Annotated in this window: 17 protein-coding genes; 10 read left to right on the top strand and 7 right to left on the bottom strand. The window is 65.4% G+C overall.

All coding sequences use genetic code 11. The annotated features are described in order from the left end of the window. Positions 1-33: 33 nt before the first annotated feature. Both QX124_RS13870 and QX124_RS13865 read right to left on the bottom strand, forming a co-directional pair. On the bottom strand, positions 34-1,296 hold the full coding sequence (locus QX124_RS13870) for a methyl-accepting chemotaxis protein (protein WP_315738023.1): 1,263 nt from the start codon (positions 1,294-1,296) through the stop codon (positions 34-36). After that, a complete protein-coding gene (locus tag QX124_RS13865) occupies positions 1,268-1,621 on the bottom strand; it encodes a hypothetical protein (RefSeq protein ID WP_315738022.1) in 354 nt (117 codons plus the stop codon). Before QX124_RS13865 ends, QX124_RS13870 begins: the two co-directional genes overlap by 29 nt. A gap of 228 nt (positions 1,622-1,849) precedes the next feature. Here QX124_RS13865 and QX124_RS13860 point away from each other — a divergent pair, with 228 nt between their 5' ends. From QX124_RS13860 to QX124_RS13850, 3 genes are all read left to right on the top strand, one after another. Beyond that, positions 1,850-2,110: a hypothetical protein gene (locus QX124_RS13860; protein WP_315738021.1), complete on the top strand. Its 261-nt coding sequence runs from the start codon at positions 1,850-1,852 to the stop codon at positions 2,108-2,110. A 46-nt stretch (positions 2,111-2,156) separates the two neighbouring features. Further along, positions 2,157-2,714 carry an HD domain-containing protein gene (locus QX124_RS13855; RefSeq protein ID WP_315738020.1) on the top strand — a complete coding sequence of 186 codons (558 nt, stop codon included), beginning with the start codon at positions 2,157-2,159 and terminating at the stop codon, positions 2,712-2,714. A gap of 249 nt (positions 2,715-2,963) precedes the next feature. Further along, positions 2,964-3,314, top strand: a complete 351-nt coding sequence (locus QX124_RS13850) for a DUF1127 domain-containing protein (RefSeq protein WP_315738019.1) — start codon at positions 2,964-2,966, stop codon at positions 3,312-3,314. Positions 3,315-3,350: 36 nt separating this feature from the next. Here the strand turns inward: QX124_RS13850 and QX124_RS13845 are convergent, their stop codons facing one another. From QX124_RS13845 to QX124_RS13825, 5 genes are all read right to left on the bottom strand, one after another. Beyond that, the gene (locus QX124_RS13845) at positions 3,351-4,082 is read right to left on the bottom strand and encodes an alpha/beta hydrolase family protein (protein ID WP_409997700.1); all 732 of its coding nucleotides are present in this window, start codon (positions 4,080-4,082) and stop codon (positions 3,351-3,353) included. 480 nt (positions 4,083-4,562) lie between these two features. Next, positions 4,563-4,925, bottom strand: coding sequence for a hypothetical protein (locus tag QX124_RS13840; RefSeq protein ID WP_315738017.1), 363 nt, complete (start codon positions 4,923-4,925; stop codon positions 4,563-4,565). Positions 4,926-5,191: 266 nt separating this feature from the next. Further along, a complete protein-coding gene (locus tag QX124_RS13835; protein WP_315738016.1) occupies positions 5,192-5,701 on the bottom strand; it encodes a hypothetical protein in 510 nt (169 codons plus the stop codon). A 159-nt stretch (positions 5,702-5,860) separates the two neighbouring features. Further along, positions 5,861-6,472, bottom strand: coding sequence for a CinA family protein (locus QX124_RS13830; RefSeq protein ID WP_315738015.1), 612 nt, complete (start codon positions 6,470-6,472; stop codon positions 5,861-5,863). A gap of 69 nt (positions 6,473-6,541) precedes the next feature. After that, entirely contained in the window at positions 6,542-7,723 is a 1,182-nt protein-coding gene (locus tag QX124_RS13825; RefSeq protein WP_315738014.1) for a bifunctional 2-C-methyl-D-erythritol 4-phosphate cytidylyltransferase/2-C-methyl-D-erythritol 2,4-cyclodiphosphate synthase, read from the bottom strand. Between the two features lie 449 nt (positions 7,724-8,172). On the opposite strand from QX124_RS13825, the gene dusB reads away from it, so the two are divergent. The 7 genes from dusB (at position 8,173) to hflX (ending at position 17,589) form a co-directional block, all read left to right on the top strand. Beyond that, a complete protein-coding gene (gene dusB / locus QX124_RS13820) occupies positions 8,173-9,126 on the top strand; it encodes a tRNA dihydrouridine synthase DusB (protein ID WP_315797538.1) in 954 nt (317 codons plus the stop codon). Further along, positions 9,123-10,298, top strand: a complete 1,176-nt coding sequence (locus tag QX124_RS13815; RefSeq protein ID WP_315779974.1) for a nitrogen regulation protein NR(II) — start codon at positions 9,123-9,125, stop codon at positions 10,296-10,298. The genes dusB and QX124_RS13815 overlap by 4 nt, the downstream gene beginning before the upstream one ends. Before the next feature lie 9 nt (positions 10,299-10,307). Further along, a complete protein-coding gene (gene ntrC, locus QX124_RS13810; RefSeq protein ID WP_315711890.1) occupies positions 10,308-11,750 on the top strand; it encodes a nitrogen regulation protein NR(I) in 1,443 nt (480 codons plus the stop codon). A gap of 180 nt (positions 11,751-11,930) precedes the next feature. Next, complete coding sequence (locus tag QX124_RS13805) at positions 11,931-14,276, top strand: PAS domain-containing sensor histidine kinase (protein WP_315738012.1); 2,346 nt, start codon at positions 11,931-11,933, stop codon at positions 14,274-14,276. Positions 14,277-14,293: 17 nt separating this feature from the next. After that, positions 14,294-15,664, top strand: a complete 1,371-nt coding sequence (locus QX124_RS13800) for a sigma-54 dependent transcriptional regulator (RefSeq protein ID WP_315738011.1) — start codon at positions 14,294-14,296, stop codon at positions 15,662-15,664. 269 nt (positions 15,665-15,933) lie between these two features. Next, positions 15,934-16,182, top strand: a complete 249-nt coding sequence (gene hfq / locus QX124_RS13795; protein ID WP_006613906.1) for an RNA chaperone Hfq — start codon at positions 15,934-15,936, stop codon at positions 16,180-16,182. Positions 16,183-16,209: 27 nt separating this feature from the next. Next, positions 16,210-17,589 carry a GTPase HflX gene (gene hflX / locus QX124_RS13790; RefSeq protein WP_315738010.1) on the top strand — a complete coding sequence of 460 codons (1,380 nt, stop codon included), beginning with the start codon at positions 16,210-16,212 and terminating at the stop codon, positions 17,587-17,589. Positions 17,590-17,619 lie beyond the last annotated feature (30 nt).

The raw sequence follows: 17,619 nt of genomic DNA, 5'->3' as shown, positions 1-17,619 counted from the left end.
CTGATCGCGGACACGTCGCGCCGGCGATCGAAACTACGCCGCCTGCACGGCGCTCAAAAAGTCCTTCACCTTGCCGCGCAGCTCGTCCGCGTGCTTGGCGAGCTGGCCGGCCGCGCCCAGCATCTGCCGCGCGGCGCCGCCAGCTGATTCCACGGTCTGGCTGACCGAGCCGATGTTGGTGGCGACCTCGCGGGTGCCGCTGGCGGCCTGGCTGACCGAGCGGGCGATCTCCTGCGTCGCGTGGCCCTGCTGGTCGACCGCGGTCGCAATGGTCTTGGCGATCTCGCTGATCTGGCCGATGGTGCCGCCGATGCCCTGGATCGCGGCCACCGTGTCGCTGGTGGCGCGCTGCATCGCGCTGATGTGGGCTGATATCTCGTCAGTCGCCTTTGCGGTCTGGCTCGACAGGCTCTTCACCTCCGAGGCGACCACGGCGAAGCCGCGGCCGGCATCGCCGGCGCGCGCCGCCTCGATGGTCGCGTTCAGCGCCAGCAGGTTGGTCTGGCTCGCGATCGCATTGATCATGTCGGTGACCGCGCCGATCTTGGCTGCGGCGTCCGCGAGGCTGTTGACGAGATCGTTGGTGCGCGAGGACGCCTCGACCGCTTCGGCTGCGATGGTTGAGGAGGTCGCGACCTGGCGGTTGATCTCGCTGACCGAGGTCGAGAGCTCCTCGGTGGCGCCGGCCACCGACTGCACGTTGGACGATGCGGAGTTCGAGGCGGAGGCGACCAGCGCCACGCGCTGCGCGGCCTGGTCCGCCGTGGTCGTCAGCGACGCGGCCGTCGTCTCGACTTCGCGCGAGGCGCCAGAGATCGCATTGGCGATGGCGCCGACGCTGGTCTCGAAATCCTTGGCGATCTGGTCCAGCGCGCGCTTCTTCTCCTCGCGTGCGGCGACGAGGTCGGAAAGATCGCGGCGGAAGCTCATGACGTAGGTCTGGCCCTCGACCTGGGTCGGCACCAGCGTGATCTGCACCAGGGCCGGGCTGCCGTCGGCGCGCTTGGTGGTCCACTCGAACGTCGCGTGGCCCTCGCGCCTGGCCTTGGCATCCATCTCCTTCACCACGTCGGCGGAGCGCTTGCCACTGGGCTGAAACTCCGGCGCCATGGTCGCCGGCGAACGCGACAGCAAGTCCTGCTTGCTGCGGAAGCCGCCGAAGCGAACCGCGGTCTCGTTGCAGGCGATGATCTTGCCGTCGGACATCACCAGGATGGCGTCGCGATGGCGTTCGAACAGCTCCGTCATCAGGAGGTTATGCGTGCGATCAGCCGACTTGCCGGAGAAGAAAGCCATGGGGTCCCGAATCCACTGTCAGAGAAGAATGCGCGAGACGTAGCAGGACAAAATTAACCAAAACCTTTAGGCCGTGGAGGGGCGAGCGATAATGGTCGGCGATCGCGGTCCGGACGGTGAGGGACGGCATCCAGCGGGCACGCAGCCGCATCCTCCGCGGCGCAATCACGCCCGGGCTGTGCATCTCGATCGACCCTCTGAAATCACGAGGGCGCAGGGAATGCCGGGTGCTGGCCGCAACCCATGGCCCGCCTGCAACAAAAAGCAGGCGGCAGTCACCACAGGTCCAGCCGACATCCGGCATTCCCTGCGCGATGGTCTTCACGTTTATACGCAGTCTCCCCGGGGACCGGGCTGTCTTGCCCCCGTGACCGGCGGATCATCATCTCCACCGGCGTGACACCAGCATCGGGGTGCCAGGACGCTGCGACTTCACGTCCGCCAAGAGCCGTTCGTCCGCACGTCATCAGACGTGCTGCGGCCCATCGGCGGCCATCGCCTCCCCACCTCGCGTGTCGTGACGATCGCGATACGCCCCTCGTGTCGAGGCGGGATGACGAGAGGGAAGCATGAATTCTGGAAAATAGAAACGAGAATATTTTCGTCGGCAGGACTGGACAGTGAGTCGGACATTGAACGGATTGAGGAAATCAGTGTCTTGGCGCACGCCCTCGCGATGCGCTTCGATCGCAGCAAGGCACCGGAGGCGGGCTCTCCGCTATTCCGCACGCCAGCTGATTCGCCCGACGGGTCGGCTAGGATGATGCTCGACGTGGTGCCCAATGATTGGAACAATGCCGACAATCCCCAATGACGAACCATCGGTCTGACCCTGCGTCAGCCAGAGAAGAAAGCAAGCAATGTTACTCTCCCATCTCTACGACGAAGTGCTCGTCTATGCGACAAGGCTGCACCGGACCCAATTGAGAAAGGGCAGCAACGTGCCCTACATCGCGCATCTGCTGAGCGTCTCCAGCCGCGTGCTGTCGGCGGGCGGCAGCGAGGTGCAGGCTATCGCGGGACTGTTGCATGACGCCGCCGAGGACCAGGGCGGGCAGGCCACGCTGGATGAGATCCGCCGGCGTTTTGGCGATCGCGTCGCCGGGATCGTCGCGGACTGCACGGATTCCTGGGGCGATCCGAGGCCGGCCTGGCGCCCGCGGAAGGAAGCCTATCTCGCCCGGCTGCCGCTCAAGCCGGCGTCATCGCTGCTGGTCTCGCTCGCTGACAAGGTTGACAACGCGGAAGCGATCGCGAGCGACCTTGATGAGGTGGGCGACGTCGTGTGGCAACGCTTCACCGGTGGAAGGGATGGGACGATCTGGTATTACCGCACGCTGAGCCGGATTTTCGATGAGGCTCTGCCCGGACCGTTGGCGCGGCAACTTGCGCGGACCGTCGGTGCTTTTCCCTCCTGACCAGATCGGGCAAGGCGCTTGCCCGCCTCGCACCGGATTCGATGATGACAACCTCAGGGCGATCAGCTATAGAGCCGGCCATGATCACCGTCGCTTCCCATCGTTTTGGTCGCATCACGCACCGTAGCTCGCTGGCGGCGGGAGGATCGCGCTCAATCTGACGATTTGCAGCAAATGATCCGATCAGCCGCCAGAACCTGGCGGCTTTTTTTGTTGCCGGCAGGTTCTTCATTTGAAGGGGAGCCCGCCATGCCGAGCACGACCGACGATCCGAGGGGCAGCGCCATCGAGGAGCGAACTCCGCTCCATCATGTGCTGCGTTTCCAGGAACTCGACGAGCGGCGCCGTGGTCCCTCGGCGAGCCATCCCATCTCGCCCAAGCCCGGCGCCGAGATCTACTACTTGGCGCGACCGGCGCCTGATCAAAGCTGCGCCGAGCTGCAGCCAGTGTCATTGCTGCGGCTCTGGTGGAAGCGCTGGCGCGAGCGCGGTCGCTTCGCCCGGGAGTTGCCGTGGATCGCCGACGAGGTGCTGCAGGACTACGGCCTGACACGCGACGAGGCGCGGCGGCTGTGCCGGCGCCCGTTCTGGCGCGCATGAGAGCGACGCGGCGGAACGCAGGTTCTGCCACGGATCCTACTTGCCCAGCTTCTCGGAGAAGAACCTGACGACCTGGGCGTCAAACTCTCGGTGAAACGCCGCGCGGTCGAAATCCGCAGGCGTATCAGCACAGATGCGCGGGACGGCGGCCGCGAGCTCCGCGGAGCACGGCGCGAGGAAAGCAAAATGCGCGGCGGGCACGGTGTGGACCTCGGGCGTGCCGGGAAGGCTCGCGGTTACGCGGGCGGTCCCTTCCGGATCGACCCCGTTGCCGCCGAGCTCCGAGCGCCAGACCTGGAGGGGAATCTTGATGCTCGCGAGATTTGCTCGCGTGAATCCGACCGTGTGGGCGGCGTCGGCCAGCACGGCCGCCTTGATCCTCTCGTCGTGCGGCCAGCTTCTGGGAAACTCGCCATTGCGGACCTGCTCGCAGAACGGGTTCTGTTGCGTGCAGTAGTGCGCCACCCTTTGAAAGTCCGGGTCGACGCCGGCGAGAACGGTTCCGGTGTAGCCACCGCGCGAAAAGCCGAAGAAGCCGATACGGTCCGGATCAATCGCGGCTCTGCTTGTCCAATCGTTCAACATGAAATCGATCAGATGCATCATGTCCTGCGGCCGTGAGAGCCAGACCGACAGGCTGTCGCGCAGCGCCAGGTCGCCGACACTGTCGCCGGGATGGTTGATCGCCGCGACGATGAATCCCGCGTCCGCCAGCGCTTCCGCAACATCGTGGTTTCCACCGATCCAGCCGCCGCGCCCGTGGGACATGACGACCAATGGCAGCTTCGTGCCCTTGATTGGACAATTCTTTACCCCGGGCAGTGTCTCCAGCCCTGGGATCGCGAGGCTTCCAACCGGCACCCTACCGGCGTCTGCGGCGCAAGGCGTCCAGATGATGCCGTGGAATCCATGATCGACCTCTAAGAGCTGCAAGCCAGCGGCGTGGGCGGAGGAGGTCAGGAGTAGGAGGACGAACGAGAGGGCAGCGAATGTGCGGTCTAGCAATATGATCTCCTCCTGACATGTAGCTCGGCGCGCTCTCGCGAGGGTTGCGTCGATCAAGTTCGCGGTGCGCAATGGTCTAGCGAGCTTGTCATGCTGTCAGGAGCGCTTCGCGTCCGTCGTCGCGATGTCCTTGACGGTTCAACGCCAGCCCAAGCTTGATTCATGACAACATTGTTAAATCACGCTTTCGAGATCGTGCGGCAACTCTCCGTTTATCATCATTGCGAGGCGCACTTTCGATGCTCAATTGATCGTGCCTTCAGCGTAACCGATCAGGAGGAATTCAAAATCGGCACATTGCAGAGATAGCAACTGCGATTCGTCATCGACCACCTCGAAGCGTATTCCCTCCCGCTGCCAATGACCGATGTCCCTGACGTCCAGACGGAAACCGTCCATGCGGTCCAGGTGTCCGATCCTGACCTCGACCGCGCCGATGAAGCGCAATTCCAGCCGCGGTTCGGTTCGCGATCGATCCGTCAGGAGCACCAGCTCGACGATGCAAGTCGGTTGTCCAGAATACAGATGCTCGACCGTCAGCCGGCGAATCTCGTGAAACGCCCATGGCCGCAGCGCATGGAATTTGTCTATCTTCGACTCGCTCATTGGATCGAGAGCCTTGTATCACGCGAGGTTGCTAACGACGGACGGATTGGATGAGCCCAGCGTCGCCGTCCGTTCTGGCATGCGTGAGAGATGTGTAGGGTGGGCAAAGGCGCCCCAATTCTTTTGCTCTTGTCCGCGACCGTATGAGCGCGCCGTGCCCACCATTCCGGTGCACCGTTGCCGCTGGTGGGCGCGCGTCCACCTTGCGGCGGACGCTTTGCCAACCCTACGGACTACGCGTTTGCTGCGGCTACCCCGCCGACGAGCTACGACATGGCGATGCTGGCGCGCAACTCCGCAAGACCCAAACGAAATATGTGGGACATCTGCTTCATGTCTTCTTCGGACCAAGCTGGATCATAGTGCGTGCCGATCGGCGTTACGGAGGGGAGATTATTGGCCCAGAACAACTTGTCGTAAACGTATCCTGCCTCACTCAAACTGTGCTCATGAAGGCTACGCACACCTGATTTAAAGCTGTGCGCGTCATCGAGCATGTTCCAGGCATTGAGGAATGCCGCGGGATCAATATCCCGAATCGCAGCATTCGTACACCACGCTGCAATACGATCGAAGTCATAGACCACGGCTGGCTCTGCCATGAGCGATATGCCAGCTACGCGACAGAATTCGGCGGCCCCGCTTTCGTCTCGGAAAGTAGCGATCTTTCCATTCGACAGACGTATCAACTCGTCCGTATTGTTCGACGCCCAAATGACGTAGGGGCGTTGCCCGTCAAATAGAAATTGACAGAGGTAGTAGTTGCGTTGACCCATGGATAGTTTTCCGATCAGTAACTTCGGCAGAGCTCCTCAATCATTATTGCCAAGCGCGATTTGGTCGATGCAATCTAGTACGGATGCCTTGGCAAAAACTGGATTGCGTCGCTGCGCTCGCGATGACGATGCGGCGAGAGCCGCGCGCGTCACTTCCAACTACGTCCGGGGCCGCCTCGGCCGCTTGACCGGATGCAGCCGCGGCGTGCGGGCGACGCGCGGACGTAGTCGCGTCGCCGCCGCGCGTTTCGGCTTGGCGGGGACCTGTGGCCGGGCCAGCTCCATCAGCAGGCGCAGGGCCTCGATGACGGAGCGCGTGCGCACGGCGCTGCGGCCGATGGCGCCGAAGCGGTGCTCGCGGTGGGTGATGCGGCCGTCGCGGGCGGCGACGGCGAAATGGACCAGGCCGACCGGCTTGCCGGGGGTGGCGCCGCCGGGGCCGGCAATGCCGGTAATGGCCACCGCGAGGTCGACGTCGGCGCGCTCCAGGGCGCCGACCGCCATCTGAATCGCGGTCTCCTTGGAGACGGCGCCGAAGGTCTGCAAGGTGGAGGCCTCGACGCCGAGCATCGCGCGCTTGGCCTCGTTGGAGTAGGTGACGAAGCCGCGGTCGATGACGTCGGACGAGCCGGGGATGTCGGTCAGCGCTGCGGCGACCAGGCCGCCGGTGCAGGACTCGGCGGTCGCGATCATCAGCTTGCGCGACCGGCAGAGGTCGAGCAGCGAGCGGGCCAGCGCGCTGGTAGAGCCGATTTGACGTTCGCTGGCCATGGCTGCGTTGTCCTCATCCGACCGTCAGATCGAAAGCTCCACGAGCGGTGACAGGGTGGTGGTGCGCCTCTAGGCGCTCCACGGCAGACGAATCGTCGCGCTCGCGGTCGCTGCGATGCCTTCCTCGCGGCCGGTGAAGCCGAGCCGCTCGCTGGTGGTGGCCTTCACCGCGATGCGCGAGATGTCGACGCCGGTGATCTCGGCGATGCGGGCGCGCATCTGGTCGCGCAGGGGGCCGATCTTCGGGCGCTCGCAGATCATCGTGACCTCGAGATTGGCGACCCGGCCGCCGCGCGCGGTCACGCGCTCGATGGCGTATTTCAAGAACTGGTCGGAGGCGGCGCCTTTCCACTTCATGTCGGAGGGCGGGAAGTGCGAGCCGATGTCGCCATCGGCCAGGGCGCCCAAAATTGCATCAACCAGAGCGTGCAGACCGACGTCACCGTCGGAGTGGGCAAGGAACCCCTTGCTATGCGGCACACGCAGGCCGCACAGCCAGACATGGTCGCCTTCGCCGAAGGCGTGGACGTCGTAGCCGGTGCCGGTCCGGATGTCGCCGAGCTGCGCGGCAAGGCGCGCTTCCTCGCGCACGAAATCTTCCGGTGTGGTGAGCTTCATGTTGGCAACATCGCCCTCAAAGGTCGCGACGGTCAATCCCGCCCATTCGGCGATCGCCGCATCATCTGTGAACTCGGTGAGGCCGTCGCGCGCGGCGCGGCGGTGTGCCTCCAGGATCGTGTCGAACTTGAAGGTCTGCGGCGTCTGGGCGATGCGCAGCTTCGCGCGCTCCGGTGTCGCGGTGATGTCGCCGCCCGTGCCGACTTCCTTGATGGTGTCGGTGACCGGCACCACGGGAATCGCCGCACCAGTCTTGCCGGCCGCTCGAATCGCGCGCGAGATCACGGCGGGCGTGACGAACGGACGCGCGGCATCGTGGATCAGCACGATGTCGGGCTTGTGCGGCGCCAGCGCTTCCAGGCCTGCGAGCACCGAGGCCTGGCGCGTCGCACCGCCATGCGCCGGGACCTCGTGGCGCAGGCCGAAGACGGCTGCGTTGAAGATGTCGATGTCGTCGGGGTTCACCACCGGCTGGACCACCGCCACCTCGGGGTGATCGGCGAAGGCGGCGAGCGCGCGATGGATGACCGTGCGGCCGCCGATCATGCGGTATTGCTTCGGACCGCCGGCGCCGGCGCGCAGGCCACGTCCGGCCGCGACGAGAATGGCTGCAGTCCGCTGAGAAGTCGTCATGGGAACAGGGTATCGATGCAAAGGGAGATGATGGGTTCGCGGCTTCTTACATCTGCAGAACATGTTAAGCGAGCAGGATCACACGTTGCCTGAGCGGCAACTGCGATCGCGCTGCATGTGCCGGGATGCGCCGTGGCCTCGAGCGGGCCGATTGCCCTGCCGCCTGTGGGCATCCTCGGTGAGCCATGCAAAAATCCGGCGGCTCACGGGTTTACCATGACTGCCGAACAAGCATATTTTGCTGCACTGCACTTGAAATGCTGATTGTCTTGGCTAAAGTGTAGGCATGACGCTTGACTGCCCAAGATTTGTGCTTGAGAGTACAGCGCAGACGCGATGATGCGTCCGAAGAGCTTTAAGAGTCGTTCGTGACCGGTCCGGCCAATACACACGCCAAAGCCTTGAAGATAGGCGACGTTTCACTCGCCAACCGGGCCATTCTCGCGCCGATGTCGGGCATCACCGACGCGCCGTTCCGCCGACTCGCGGCCGAGCTCGGCGCCGGGCTGGTGGTGTCCGAGATGACCGCGAGCGACGATCTCGTGCACGGGCGGTGGATATCCCGGTTGCGCTGCGAGGCGAGCGGCGTCGGGCCGCATGTGGTGCAGCTCGCCGGCTGCGAGGCGCATTGGATGGCCGAGGGCGCGAGGGTCGCCGAGGAGGGCGGCGCTGATATCATCGACATCAACATGGGCTGCCCGGCGCGCCACGTCACCGGCGGCCAGTCCGGCTCGGCCCTGATGCGCGATCTCGATCACGCGCTGACCTTGATCGAGGCGACGGTCGAGGCGGTCGACGTGCCCGTGACCTTGAAGATGCGGCTCGGCTGGGACGAGGGCAGCCTCAATGCACCGGAGCTGGCGCGCCGCGCCGAAGCCGCGGGCGTGCAGTTGATCACCGTGCACGGCCGCACGCGGCAGCAGTTCTACAAGGGCGAGGCCGACTGGAGCGCGGTGCGCGCGGTGAAGGACGCCGTCGATCTGCCGGTCGTCGTCAACGGAGACATCACCACCTACGAAGACGCGCGCGAGGCGCTCGATACGTCCGGCGCCGATGCCGTGATGATCGGGCGCGGCGCGCAAGGACAGCCGTGGCTTCCCGGCCAGATCGGCCGCCGGCTCGACGGCGGTGCGGAAGAGGGCGCGCCCGAACTGGCTCAGCAGCTCAGTCTTCTCGCAGCGCTCTATGACGAGATCTGCCGTCACTATGGCGCGCGTGTCGGCCTGCGCCACGCCCGCAAGCATCTCAGCTGGGGGCTCGACGTCGCCGCCCAGCACGCCCAGGCGCCGGCCGAAAAACTGAAGGCGTGGCGCGACCGTATCCTGACGTCCGAGCAGCCGTCCTTGGTGCATCGGGCGCTGCGTGAGGCTTTCGACGATTTTGCCTGGAGTGCAGCCGCATGAGCTCAGCCGCAGAACAGCGCAAGCGACTTCCGTCGGATGGCGACGCCATCCTCAACGCTTTGCCGAATCCGGTCCTCGTCATCGGCCCGGACGGCATGATCATGGACGCCAACATGGCGGCGGAATCGTTCTTCGATTCCTCGACGCAGTTTTTGCAGCGGCAGTCGCTGAAGAAGCTGGTGCCGTTCGGCAGCCCCTTGCTGGCGCTGATCGACCAGGTCCGTACCACCAGCGCGCCGGTCAACGAGTACAAGGTCGATCTGGGCACGCCGCGCACCGGCGCCGATCGGCTCGTCGACCTGCACGTCGCGCCGCTGCCGGAGCGGCCCGGCCATATCGTGGTGATGCTGCAGGAGCGCACCATCGCCGACAAGATGGACCGCCAGCTCACCCATCGCAGCGCCGCGCGCTCGGTGATCGCGCTGGCCGCGATGCTGGCGCACGAGATCAAGAACCCGCTGTCGGGCATCCGCGGCGCCGCGCAGCTTTTGGAGCAGCAGGCCTCCTCCGAGGACCGCATGCTGACCCGCCTGATCTGCGACGAGGCCGACCGCATCGTCACTTTGGTCGACCGCATGGAGGTGTTCGGCGACGACCGCCCGGTGGCGCGCGGGCCCGTGAACATCCATTCCGTGCTCGATCACGTGAAGCGGCTGGCGCAGTCGGGCTTTGCCCGCAACATCCGCTTCGTCGAGGATTACGATCCGTCGCTGCCGCCGGTGCTCGCCAACCAGGATCAACTGATCCAGGTGTTCCTGAACCTGGTCAAGAATGCCGCGGAAGCGGTCGTCGATCTCGGCTCGGATGCCGAGATCCAGCTCACCACGGCCTTCCGCCCGGGCGTGCGTCTGTCGGTGCCCGGCAAGAAATCGCGGGTGTCGCTGCCGCTGGAGTTCTGCGTCAGGGACAACGGCCCCGGCGTGCCGGAAGACCTGATGCCCAATCTGTTCGATCCGTTCGTGACCACCAAGCCGACCGGAAGCGGCCTCGGACTTGCATTGGTCGCGAAGATCGTCGGCGACCATGGCGGGATCATCGAGTGCGAGTCGCAGCCGCGCAAGACGACCTTCCGGGTGCTGATGCCGATGTACAGCGCAACCAGACAACCAGACCACGGCCATCGCGATGACGTTTCGGGGACGCCGTTGCATGCCTCACAGGGATCAAATTGAGGACCACCTATGCCTGCAGGTAGCATTCTCGTTGCCGACGACGATACGGCCATCCGCACGGTCCTGAACCAGGCGCTGTCACGCGCCGGCTATGAGGTGCGGCTGACCGGCAATGCCGCGACGCTGTGGCGCTGGGTGAGCCAGGGCGAGGGCGATCTCGTCATCACCGACGTGGTGATGCCGGACGAGAACGCGTTCGACCTGCTGCCGCGGATCAAGAAGATGCGGCCCAACCTGCCGGTCATCGTGATGAGCGCGCAGAACACCTTCATGACCGCCATCAAGGCGTCGGAGCGCGGCGCCTATGAGTATCTGCCGAAGCCGTTCGACCTGAAGGAGCTGATTGCGATCGTCGGCCGTGCCTTGGCCGAGCCGAAGGAGCGTGCGGCGAGCCAGCCCGACGACGGCGAGTTCGAATCGATCCCTCTGGTCGGCCGCTCGCCGGCGATGCAGGACATCTACCGCGTGCTGGCGCGACTGATGCAGACCGACCTCACGGTGATGATCTCCGGCGAGAGCGGCACCGGCAAGGAGCTGGTGGCGCGCGCGCTGCACGATTACGGCAAACGGCGGAACGGCCCGTTCGTCGCGGTCAACATGGCGGCGATCCCACGCGACCTGATCGAGTCGGAACTGTTCGGCCATGAGCGCGGCGCCTTCACTGGCGCTAACACCCGCGCCTCCGGCCGTTTCGAGCAGGCCGAGGGCGGCACGCTGTTCCTGGACGAGATCGGCGACATGCCGATGGAGGCGCAGACGCGGCTCTTACGCGTGCTGCAGCAGGGCGAGTACACCACCGTCGGCGGCCGCACCCCGATCAAGACCGACGTGCGCATCGTCGCCGCCTCCAACAAGGACCTGCGCATCCTGATCCAGCAGGGGCTGTTCCGCGAGGATCTGTTCTTCCGCCTCAACGTCGTGCCGCTGCGGCTGCCGCCGCTGCGCGAGCGCATCGAGGACCTGCCGGACCTCGTCCGCCACTTCTTCGCGCTGGCCGAGAAGGACGGGCTGCCGCCGAAGAAGCTCGATGCTGCGGCGCTGGAGCGGCTCAAGCAGCACCGCTGGCCGGGCAACGTCCGCGAGCTGGAGAATCTCGCCCGGCGTTTGGCCGCGCTGTATCCGCAGGACGTGATCACTGCCTCGGTGATCGATGGCGAGCTGGCGCCGCCGGCAGTCACGACCGGCTCGAACACGCCGACCTCGATCGACAATCTCGGTGGCGCCGTGGAGGCCTATCTGTCGTCGCACTTCCAGGGATTTCCCAACGGCGTGCCGCCGCCGGGGCTGTACCACCGCATTCTCAAGGAGATCGAGATTCCGCTGCTGACGGCAGCGCTGGCGGCGACCCGCGGCAACCAGATCCGCGCGGCCGATCTGCTCGGCCTCAACCGCAACACGCTGCGGAAGAAGATTCGCGACCTCGACATTCAGGTGTACCGCAGCGGCGCTTGATGGTGATTTGATACCTTTCCGGCGGGCTCAGGCCCGCCTCAGGTGAGAATTAATGTAGACAAATCCGCGACGCGCTCCGGCGCCGCGGATTTGTCGCAATTTGGCAACAGCGTGGTAGGAATGCATCAGTCCGATTCCCGGACATGCCGCGTTCAGCATCACCCACCTTGCCTTGCCGGAATGACCAGCGCAGAGACCTCGGCCACCCCCTTCGATTCGTCGTCCACCGACGGCCGGCGCTGGACCTGGCGCACCTGGCTGGCGCCGGTGGCGGTGGCGCTCGCGCTGCTGTCGGCCTTCCTGACCTTCATCGTGCTGGTCGGGTTGACCCCGGTCGAGCCGACGACCGACGTCGTCAAGACCTTCTACCTGATCGACGCCGGAACGATCCTGGTCCTGGTCGGGATCATCATCCGCGAGGTCTGGCAGGTGGTGCAGGCCCGCCGGCGCGGCCGGGCGGCGGCGCGGCTGCACGTGCAGATCGTCAGCCTGTTCTCGGTGATCGCGGTATTGCCGGCGGTGCTGGTCGCCGTGGCGGCCAACGTCACCATCGATCGCGGCCTCGACCGGCTGTTCTCCGGACCGGCCAAGGTCGCGATCCAGAACTCGCTGACCATCGCGCGCGCCTACATGCAGGAGCACGCGCAATTCATCCGCGGTGACATCATCGGCATGGCGACCGACATCGCACGCGCGCGGCCGCTGTTCGACCAGGACCGCGCCAGCTTCCGCGAGCTGCTCACCACCAGCGCCGCCTCACGCAACCTGCCGGGCGCGATGATCATCGACAAGAACACCAATCCGATCGTCTGGGCCGAGACCGGTGGGGTGCAACTGGCCTATTCGCCGCCAGCGCCCGAGTTCCTCAACAATGTCCGGGAGGAGGAGCCCGAGATCGCGGTCCTGCCGGAATCGAACTACGTCGCCGCGGTGATCCGGCTGCGCGCGTTCAACGACACCTTCCTCTACGTCGCGCGCCCGCTCGATCCGCAGGTCGTCGAGCAGCTCAAGCAGACCGAGCTGTCGGTCGCCGAATACGCCCAGGTCGAGGCGCGGCGCTTCGGCATCCAGATCGCCTTCGCGCTGATGTTCGCGGTGATCGCGCTGACCATCCTGATGGCCTCGGTGCTGATCGGGCTGAACTTCGCCAACTGGCTGGTGGCGCCGATCCGGCAATTGATGAATGCCGCCAACACCGTCTCGACCGGCGATCTCAACGTCCAGGTCCCGGTGCATCGCTCGGAGGGCGATCTCGCCCAGCTCGGCCAGACCTTCAACAAGATGACGCAGGAGCTGCGCACGCAGCGCGACGAGCTGGTCAGCGCCAGCGAATTGATCGACAGCCGCCGCCGCTTCATCGAGGCGGTGCTGTCGTCGGCCTCCGCCGGCATCATCGGCGTCGATGCCTCGGGCAGCGTCGGCATCCTCAACCGCTCGGCCGAGAAGCTGATCGGACATGCCGAGCAGGAGGTGCTGGATCATCCGCTCTCCGACGTGCTGCCCGAGCTCGACGACATGATGAAGACGGCGCGCGAGGGCAAGCAGCGGCTGGTGCAGGGGCAGATCACGATCCAGCGCGACGGCCACGAGCGCAATCTGTCGGTGCGCGTCACCGCCGAGCAGACCAACCAGGCGCGCGACAGCTACATCATCACGCTGGACGACATCACCGAGCTGGTCTCGGCGCAGCGCACGTCCGCCTGGGGCGACGTCGCGCGCCGCATCGCGCACGAGATCAAGAATCCGCTGACGCCGATTCAACTCTCGGCTGAGCGCATCCGCCGCAAATTCGGCAAGGTCATCACCGAGGACAAGGCGGTATTTGAGCAATGTACCGAGACGATCGTGCGGCAGGTCGACGACATCAGGCGAATGGTCGACGAGTTCTCGCGATTCGCGCGGATGCCGAAGCCGGTGATGGAAGGCGAGGACGTCGCCGACACCGTGCGGCAGGCCGTGTTCCTGATGAAGGTCGCGCATCCCGAGATCGACATCGAGACCGAGATCAAGCAGGACCCGTTGCGCGCGCAGTTCGACCGCCGCCTGATCTCGCAGGCGCTGACCAACATCATCAAGAACGCCACCGAGGCGATCGAGGTGGTGCCCGAGGCGGAGCTCGGCAAGGGCCGAATCGATGTCGTCGCCTCGCGCGAGGGTGAGGACGTGCTGATCGACGTCATCGACAACGGCATCGGTCTGCCGAAGGTGGCGCGGCAGCGGCTGCTCGAGCCCTACGTCACGACGCGCGCCAAGGGCACCGGCCTCGGGCTCGCCATCGTCGGCCGCGTGCTGGAAGACCATGGCGGCAAGCTCGAGCTGAAGGACGCGTCCGATTTCCGTCCCGGCCAGCGCGGCGCCTGGATGCGGCTGCGCTTTGCCGTCTCCGGCCAGGCCGCGAAGACGGGAGCGAAGGAGCAGGCGGGGGCGTCTGACAATGCGCAGAAGACCGAGGCCGGCGGCGAAACCGCTGACACAGTTCAAACGACCAATGATGAACCAAAAATCCAAGCCGCAACCGGCAGCTGACGAGACAGGCGTGACCCATGGCGAGTGATATTCTGATTGTCGACGATGAAGCCGATATCCGGGAGCTGGTCGCCGGCATCCTGGATGACGAAGGCTTCACGACGCGAACCGCGCGCGACAGCGATTCGGCGCTCGCGGAGATCACGAGCCGCCGTCCCAACCTGGTGTTCCTGGACATCTGGCTGCAGGGCTCCAAGCTCGACGGTTTGCAGCTCCTCGAGCAGATCAAGAAGGACCATCCCGACCTTCCGGTCGTGATGATCTCCGGCCACGGCAACATCGAAACGGCGGTCGCCGCGATCAAGCGCGGCGCCTATGACTTCATCGAGAAGCCGTTCAAGTCCGACCGGCTGATTCTGGTAGCGACGCGTGCGCTGGAGAATTCCCGGCTGAAGCGCGAGGTTCGTGAGCTCAAGCAGCTGGCGCCGACCGCGAGCAGCATGACCGGCCGCTCGCCATCGATGAACCAGTTGCGCCAGACCATCGAGCGCGCCGCCAAGGCCAACAGCCGCATCCTGATCGTCGGCCCGCCGGGCTCGGGCAAGGAGCTTGCCGCGCGTTCGCTGCACGCTCAGTCGCCGCGCTCCGAGGGCCCGTTCGTCGTCATCAACGCCGCCGCGATCACGCCGGAGCGGATGGAGGAGGAGCTGTTCGGCATCGAGCAGTCGAACGGCGAGCAGTCGCGCAAGACCGGCGCGCTCGAGGAGGCCCATGGCGGCACGCTGTTTGTCGACGAGATCGCCGACATGCCGCGCGAGACGCAGAACAAGATCCTGCGCGTGCTGGTCGATCAGACGTTCCAGCGCGCGGGCGGGACCACCAAGGTGCACGTCGACGTGCGCATCATCTCCTCGACCGCACGGAATCTCGAGGAGGAGATTGCCGCCGGGCGTTTCCGCGAGGACCTCTATCACCGGCTGTCGGTGGTGCCGATCCGGGTTCCGCCGCTGTCGGAGCGCCGCGAGGACATTCCCGAGCTGATCGACTATTTCATGGAGCAGATTTCGGCCACGACCGGCCTGCCAAAGCGCCAGATCGGCCAGGACGCCATGGCCGTGCTGCAGTCGCATGTGTGGCCCGGCAACGTCCGTCAGCTTCGCAACAACGTCGAGCGTGTCATGATTCTGGCCGCCGGTGGACCGGAGGTGATCATCACCGCCGACATGCTGCCGCCGGATGTGGGATCGATGGTGCCGGCGATGCCGACCAGCAACAATGGCGAGCACATCATGGGCCTGCCGCTGCGCGAGGCACGCGAGGTGTTCGAGCGCGACTATCTGATCGCCCAGATCAGCCGCTTCTCGGGCAACATCTCGCGCACGGCCGAGTTCGTGGGCATGGAGCGGTCGGCCCTGCATCGCAAGCTGAAGGCGCTCGGCGTCGGCTGAGGCTCCAGCTCGGCCAAACCTGCCGACTGGACGAATTTACATTGGAAAATTCGTCCATTTCCGGAATTTTACGGATGAATCCGGCTCTTTTGGAACCGGCTTCCTTGCAAGCGGCTTGCCTAATATGCTCGCCTGTCTTCTAATCCGGCATCCCGTGGTCCCTCGAGGGGGATCTCAATGGACCATGGGCCACCTCGATGAATCCGGGGCCTGCGATCGGGACATCGAAGGTTCAATAAGAAAAAGCACAAGACTGCGAGACAATAACAATGGCGGCAGACCGCGCACAAAACCTACAAGACACCTTTCTAAACCATGTCCGCAAAACCAAGACGCCGCTCACGATCTTCCTGGTCAATGGCGTGAAGCTGCAGGGGATTGTCACATGGTTCGACAATTTCTGCCTGCTGCTCCGGCGCGACGGTCACTCGCAGCTCGTCTACAAGCATGCGATCTCCACCATCATGCCAGGCGCGCCGATCCAGTTGTTCGAAGGCGGCGAGGACGCGTCTGCGTGAGTGTGACCTGACGTGAGAGTGACCTGATTGGAACCCCGCGATCGCGAAGGGACCATCGGCCTGTCGAGGCCGGATGACAATAAGGGGACCGGGCTCGTCATCGTGGTCGGCCCCTACTTGCGAGCGCGCCGCGGCGACGATGGCGCGCAAGCAGGCCAATCCGACATGCGTGATTTCGAGGCGCGGATCGACGAGGCGGCGGGCCTCGCGCGGGCCATCGACCTGACCGTGGCCGAGGCCATTCTCACGCCGATCGGGCAGATCCGCCCCGCGACCTATCTCGGCAAGGGCAAGGTCGAAGAGATTGCCGGCGTGATCGCCGGCCATGGCGTCGAGCTGGTGGTGATGGATTGCGCGCTCTCGCCGATCCAGCAGCGAAACCTCGAGAAGGCCTGGAACACCAAGGTGCTCGACCGCACCGGCTTGATCCTGGAGATCTTCGGCCGCCGCGCCAAGACGAAGGAGGGTGCGCTGCAGGTCGAGCTCGCGCATCTCAACTATCAGCGCAGCCGCCTGGTGCGGTCCTGGACCCATCTCGAACGCCAGCGCGGCGGTTTCGGCTTCATGGGCGGTCCCGGCGAGACCCAGATCGAGGCCGACCGCCGGCTGATCGGCGACCGCATCACGCGGCTCGAGAACGAGCTGAAGAAGGTCCAGGCGACGCGGCGGCTGCATCGCGCCGGACGCCAGCGCGTGCCGTATCGCGTCGTGGCGCTGGTCGGCTACACCAATGCCGGCAAGTCGACGCTGTTCAATCGCCTGACGCGCGCCGACGTCCAGGCCGCCGACATGCTGTTCGCGACGCTCGATCCGACCTTGCGCGCGATCACGCTGCCGCATGGCGGCAAGGCGATGCTGTCGGACACCGTGGGCTTCATCTCCAACCTGCCGACGCAGCTCGTCGCCGCCTTCCGCGCCACGCTCGAGGAGGTGCTGGAGGCCGACGTGATCCTGCACGTCCGCGACATGTCGCACGAGGATGCCGAGGCGCAGCAGCACGATGTCGAGCTGGTGCTCAGCCAGCTCGGCATCGATCCCGAGGCCACCGACACCATCATCGAGGTCTGGAACAAGATCGATCGCCTCGACGAGGCGGCGCGCGAGAACCTCGCCAACATCGCCGCACGGCGGCCACCGGAGCGCCCGTGCCTGCTGGTCTCGGCCCAGACCGGGGAGGGCGTCGACGCGCTCCTGCAGACGATCGAGGACCGGCTCGCGGCGGCGCGGACGACGCTCGATCTCACCATCGATGCGGCCGACGGCGCCGGCATCTCCTGGCTGCATCGCAACGCCGAAGTGCTGGCCAAGGAGCTGCACGAGGGCCACTACGACATGACCGTGCGCGTCGATGCCACCAAGCGCGACATCGTGGTCGAGCGCTATCACGGCGTGCCCCGCGTGGCGTGAGCCTCGCGCGACGTCGTTTGCCTCTCGTGC

Origin of the sequence: Bradyrhizobium sp. SZCCHNRI3043 (genome assembly GCF_032377735.1) — a bacterium.
In the GTDB taxonomy this organism is placed as follows: Bacteria; Pseudomonadota; Alphaproteobacteria; order Rhizobiales; family Xanthobacteraceae; genus Bradyrhizobium.
This window is presented reverse-complemented; position numbering and strand designations above follow the sequence as displayed.

Bases quoted from the DNA above. Each gene is read 5' to 3' on its own strand.
- QX124_RS13870 (WP_315738023.1), bottom strand. From the start codon at position 1,296: ATGGCTTTCTTCTCCGGCAAGTCGGCTGATCGCACGCATAACCTCCTG.
- QX124_RS13860 (WP_315738021.1), top strand. From the start codon at position 1,850: ATGACGAGAGGGAAGCATGAATTCTGGAAAATAGAAACGAGAATATTT.
- QX124_RS13855 (WP_315738020.1), top strand. From the start codon at position 2,157: ATGTTACTCTCCCATCTCTACGACGAAGTGCTCGTCTATGCGACAAGG.
- QX124_RS13850 (WP_315738019.1), top strand. From the start codon at position 2,964: ATGCCGAGCACGACCGACGATCCGAGGGGCAGCGCCATCGAGGAGCGA.
- QX124_RS13845 (WP_409997700.1), bottom strand. From the start codon at position 4,082: ATGTCCCACGGGCGCGGCGGCTGGATCGGTGGAAACCACGATGTTGCG.
- QX124_RS13840 (WP_315738017.1), bottom strand. From the start codon at position 4,925: ATGAGCGAGTCGAAGATAGACAAATTCCATGCGCTGCGGCCATGGGCG.
- QX124_RS13835 (WP_315738016.1), bottom strand. From the start codon at position 5,701: ATGGGTCAACGCAACTACTACCTCTGTCAATTTCTATTTGACGGGCAA.
- QX124_RS13830 (WP_315738015.1), bottom strand. From the start codon at position 6,472: ATGGCCAGCGAACGTCAAATCGGCTCTACCAGCGCGCTGGCCCGCTCG.
- QX124_RS13825 (WP_315738014.1), bottom strand. From the start codon at position 7,723: ATGACGACTTCTCAGCGGACTGCAGCCATTCTCGTCGCGGCCGGACGT.
- dusB (WP_315797538.1), top strand. From the start codon at position 8,173: ATGTCGGGCATCACCGACGCGCCGTTCCGCCGACTCGCGGCCGAGCTC.
- QX124_RS13815 (WP_315779974.1), top strand. From the start codon at position 9,123: ATGAGCTCAGCCGCAGAACAGCGCAAGCGACTTCCGTCGGATGGCGAC.
- ntrC (WP_315711890.1), top strand. From the start codon at position 10,308: ATGCCTGCAGGTAGCATTCTCGTTGCCGACGACGATACGGCCATCCGC.
- QX124_RS13805 (WP_315738012.1), top strand. From the start codon at position 11,931: ATGACCAGCGCAGAGACCTCGGCCACCCCCTTCGATTCGTCGTCCACC.
- QX124_RS13800 (WP_315738011.1), top strand. From the start codon at position 14,294: ATGGCGAGTGATATTCTGATTGTCGACGATGAAGCCGATATCCGGGAG.
- hfq (WP_006613906.1), top strand. From the start codon at position 15,934: ATGGCGGCAGACCGCGCACAAAACCTACAAGACACCTTTCTAAACCAT.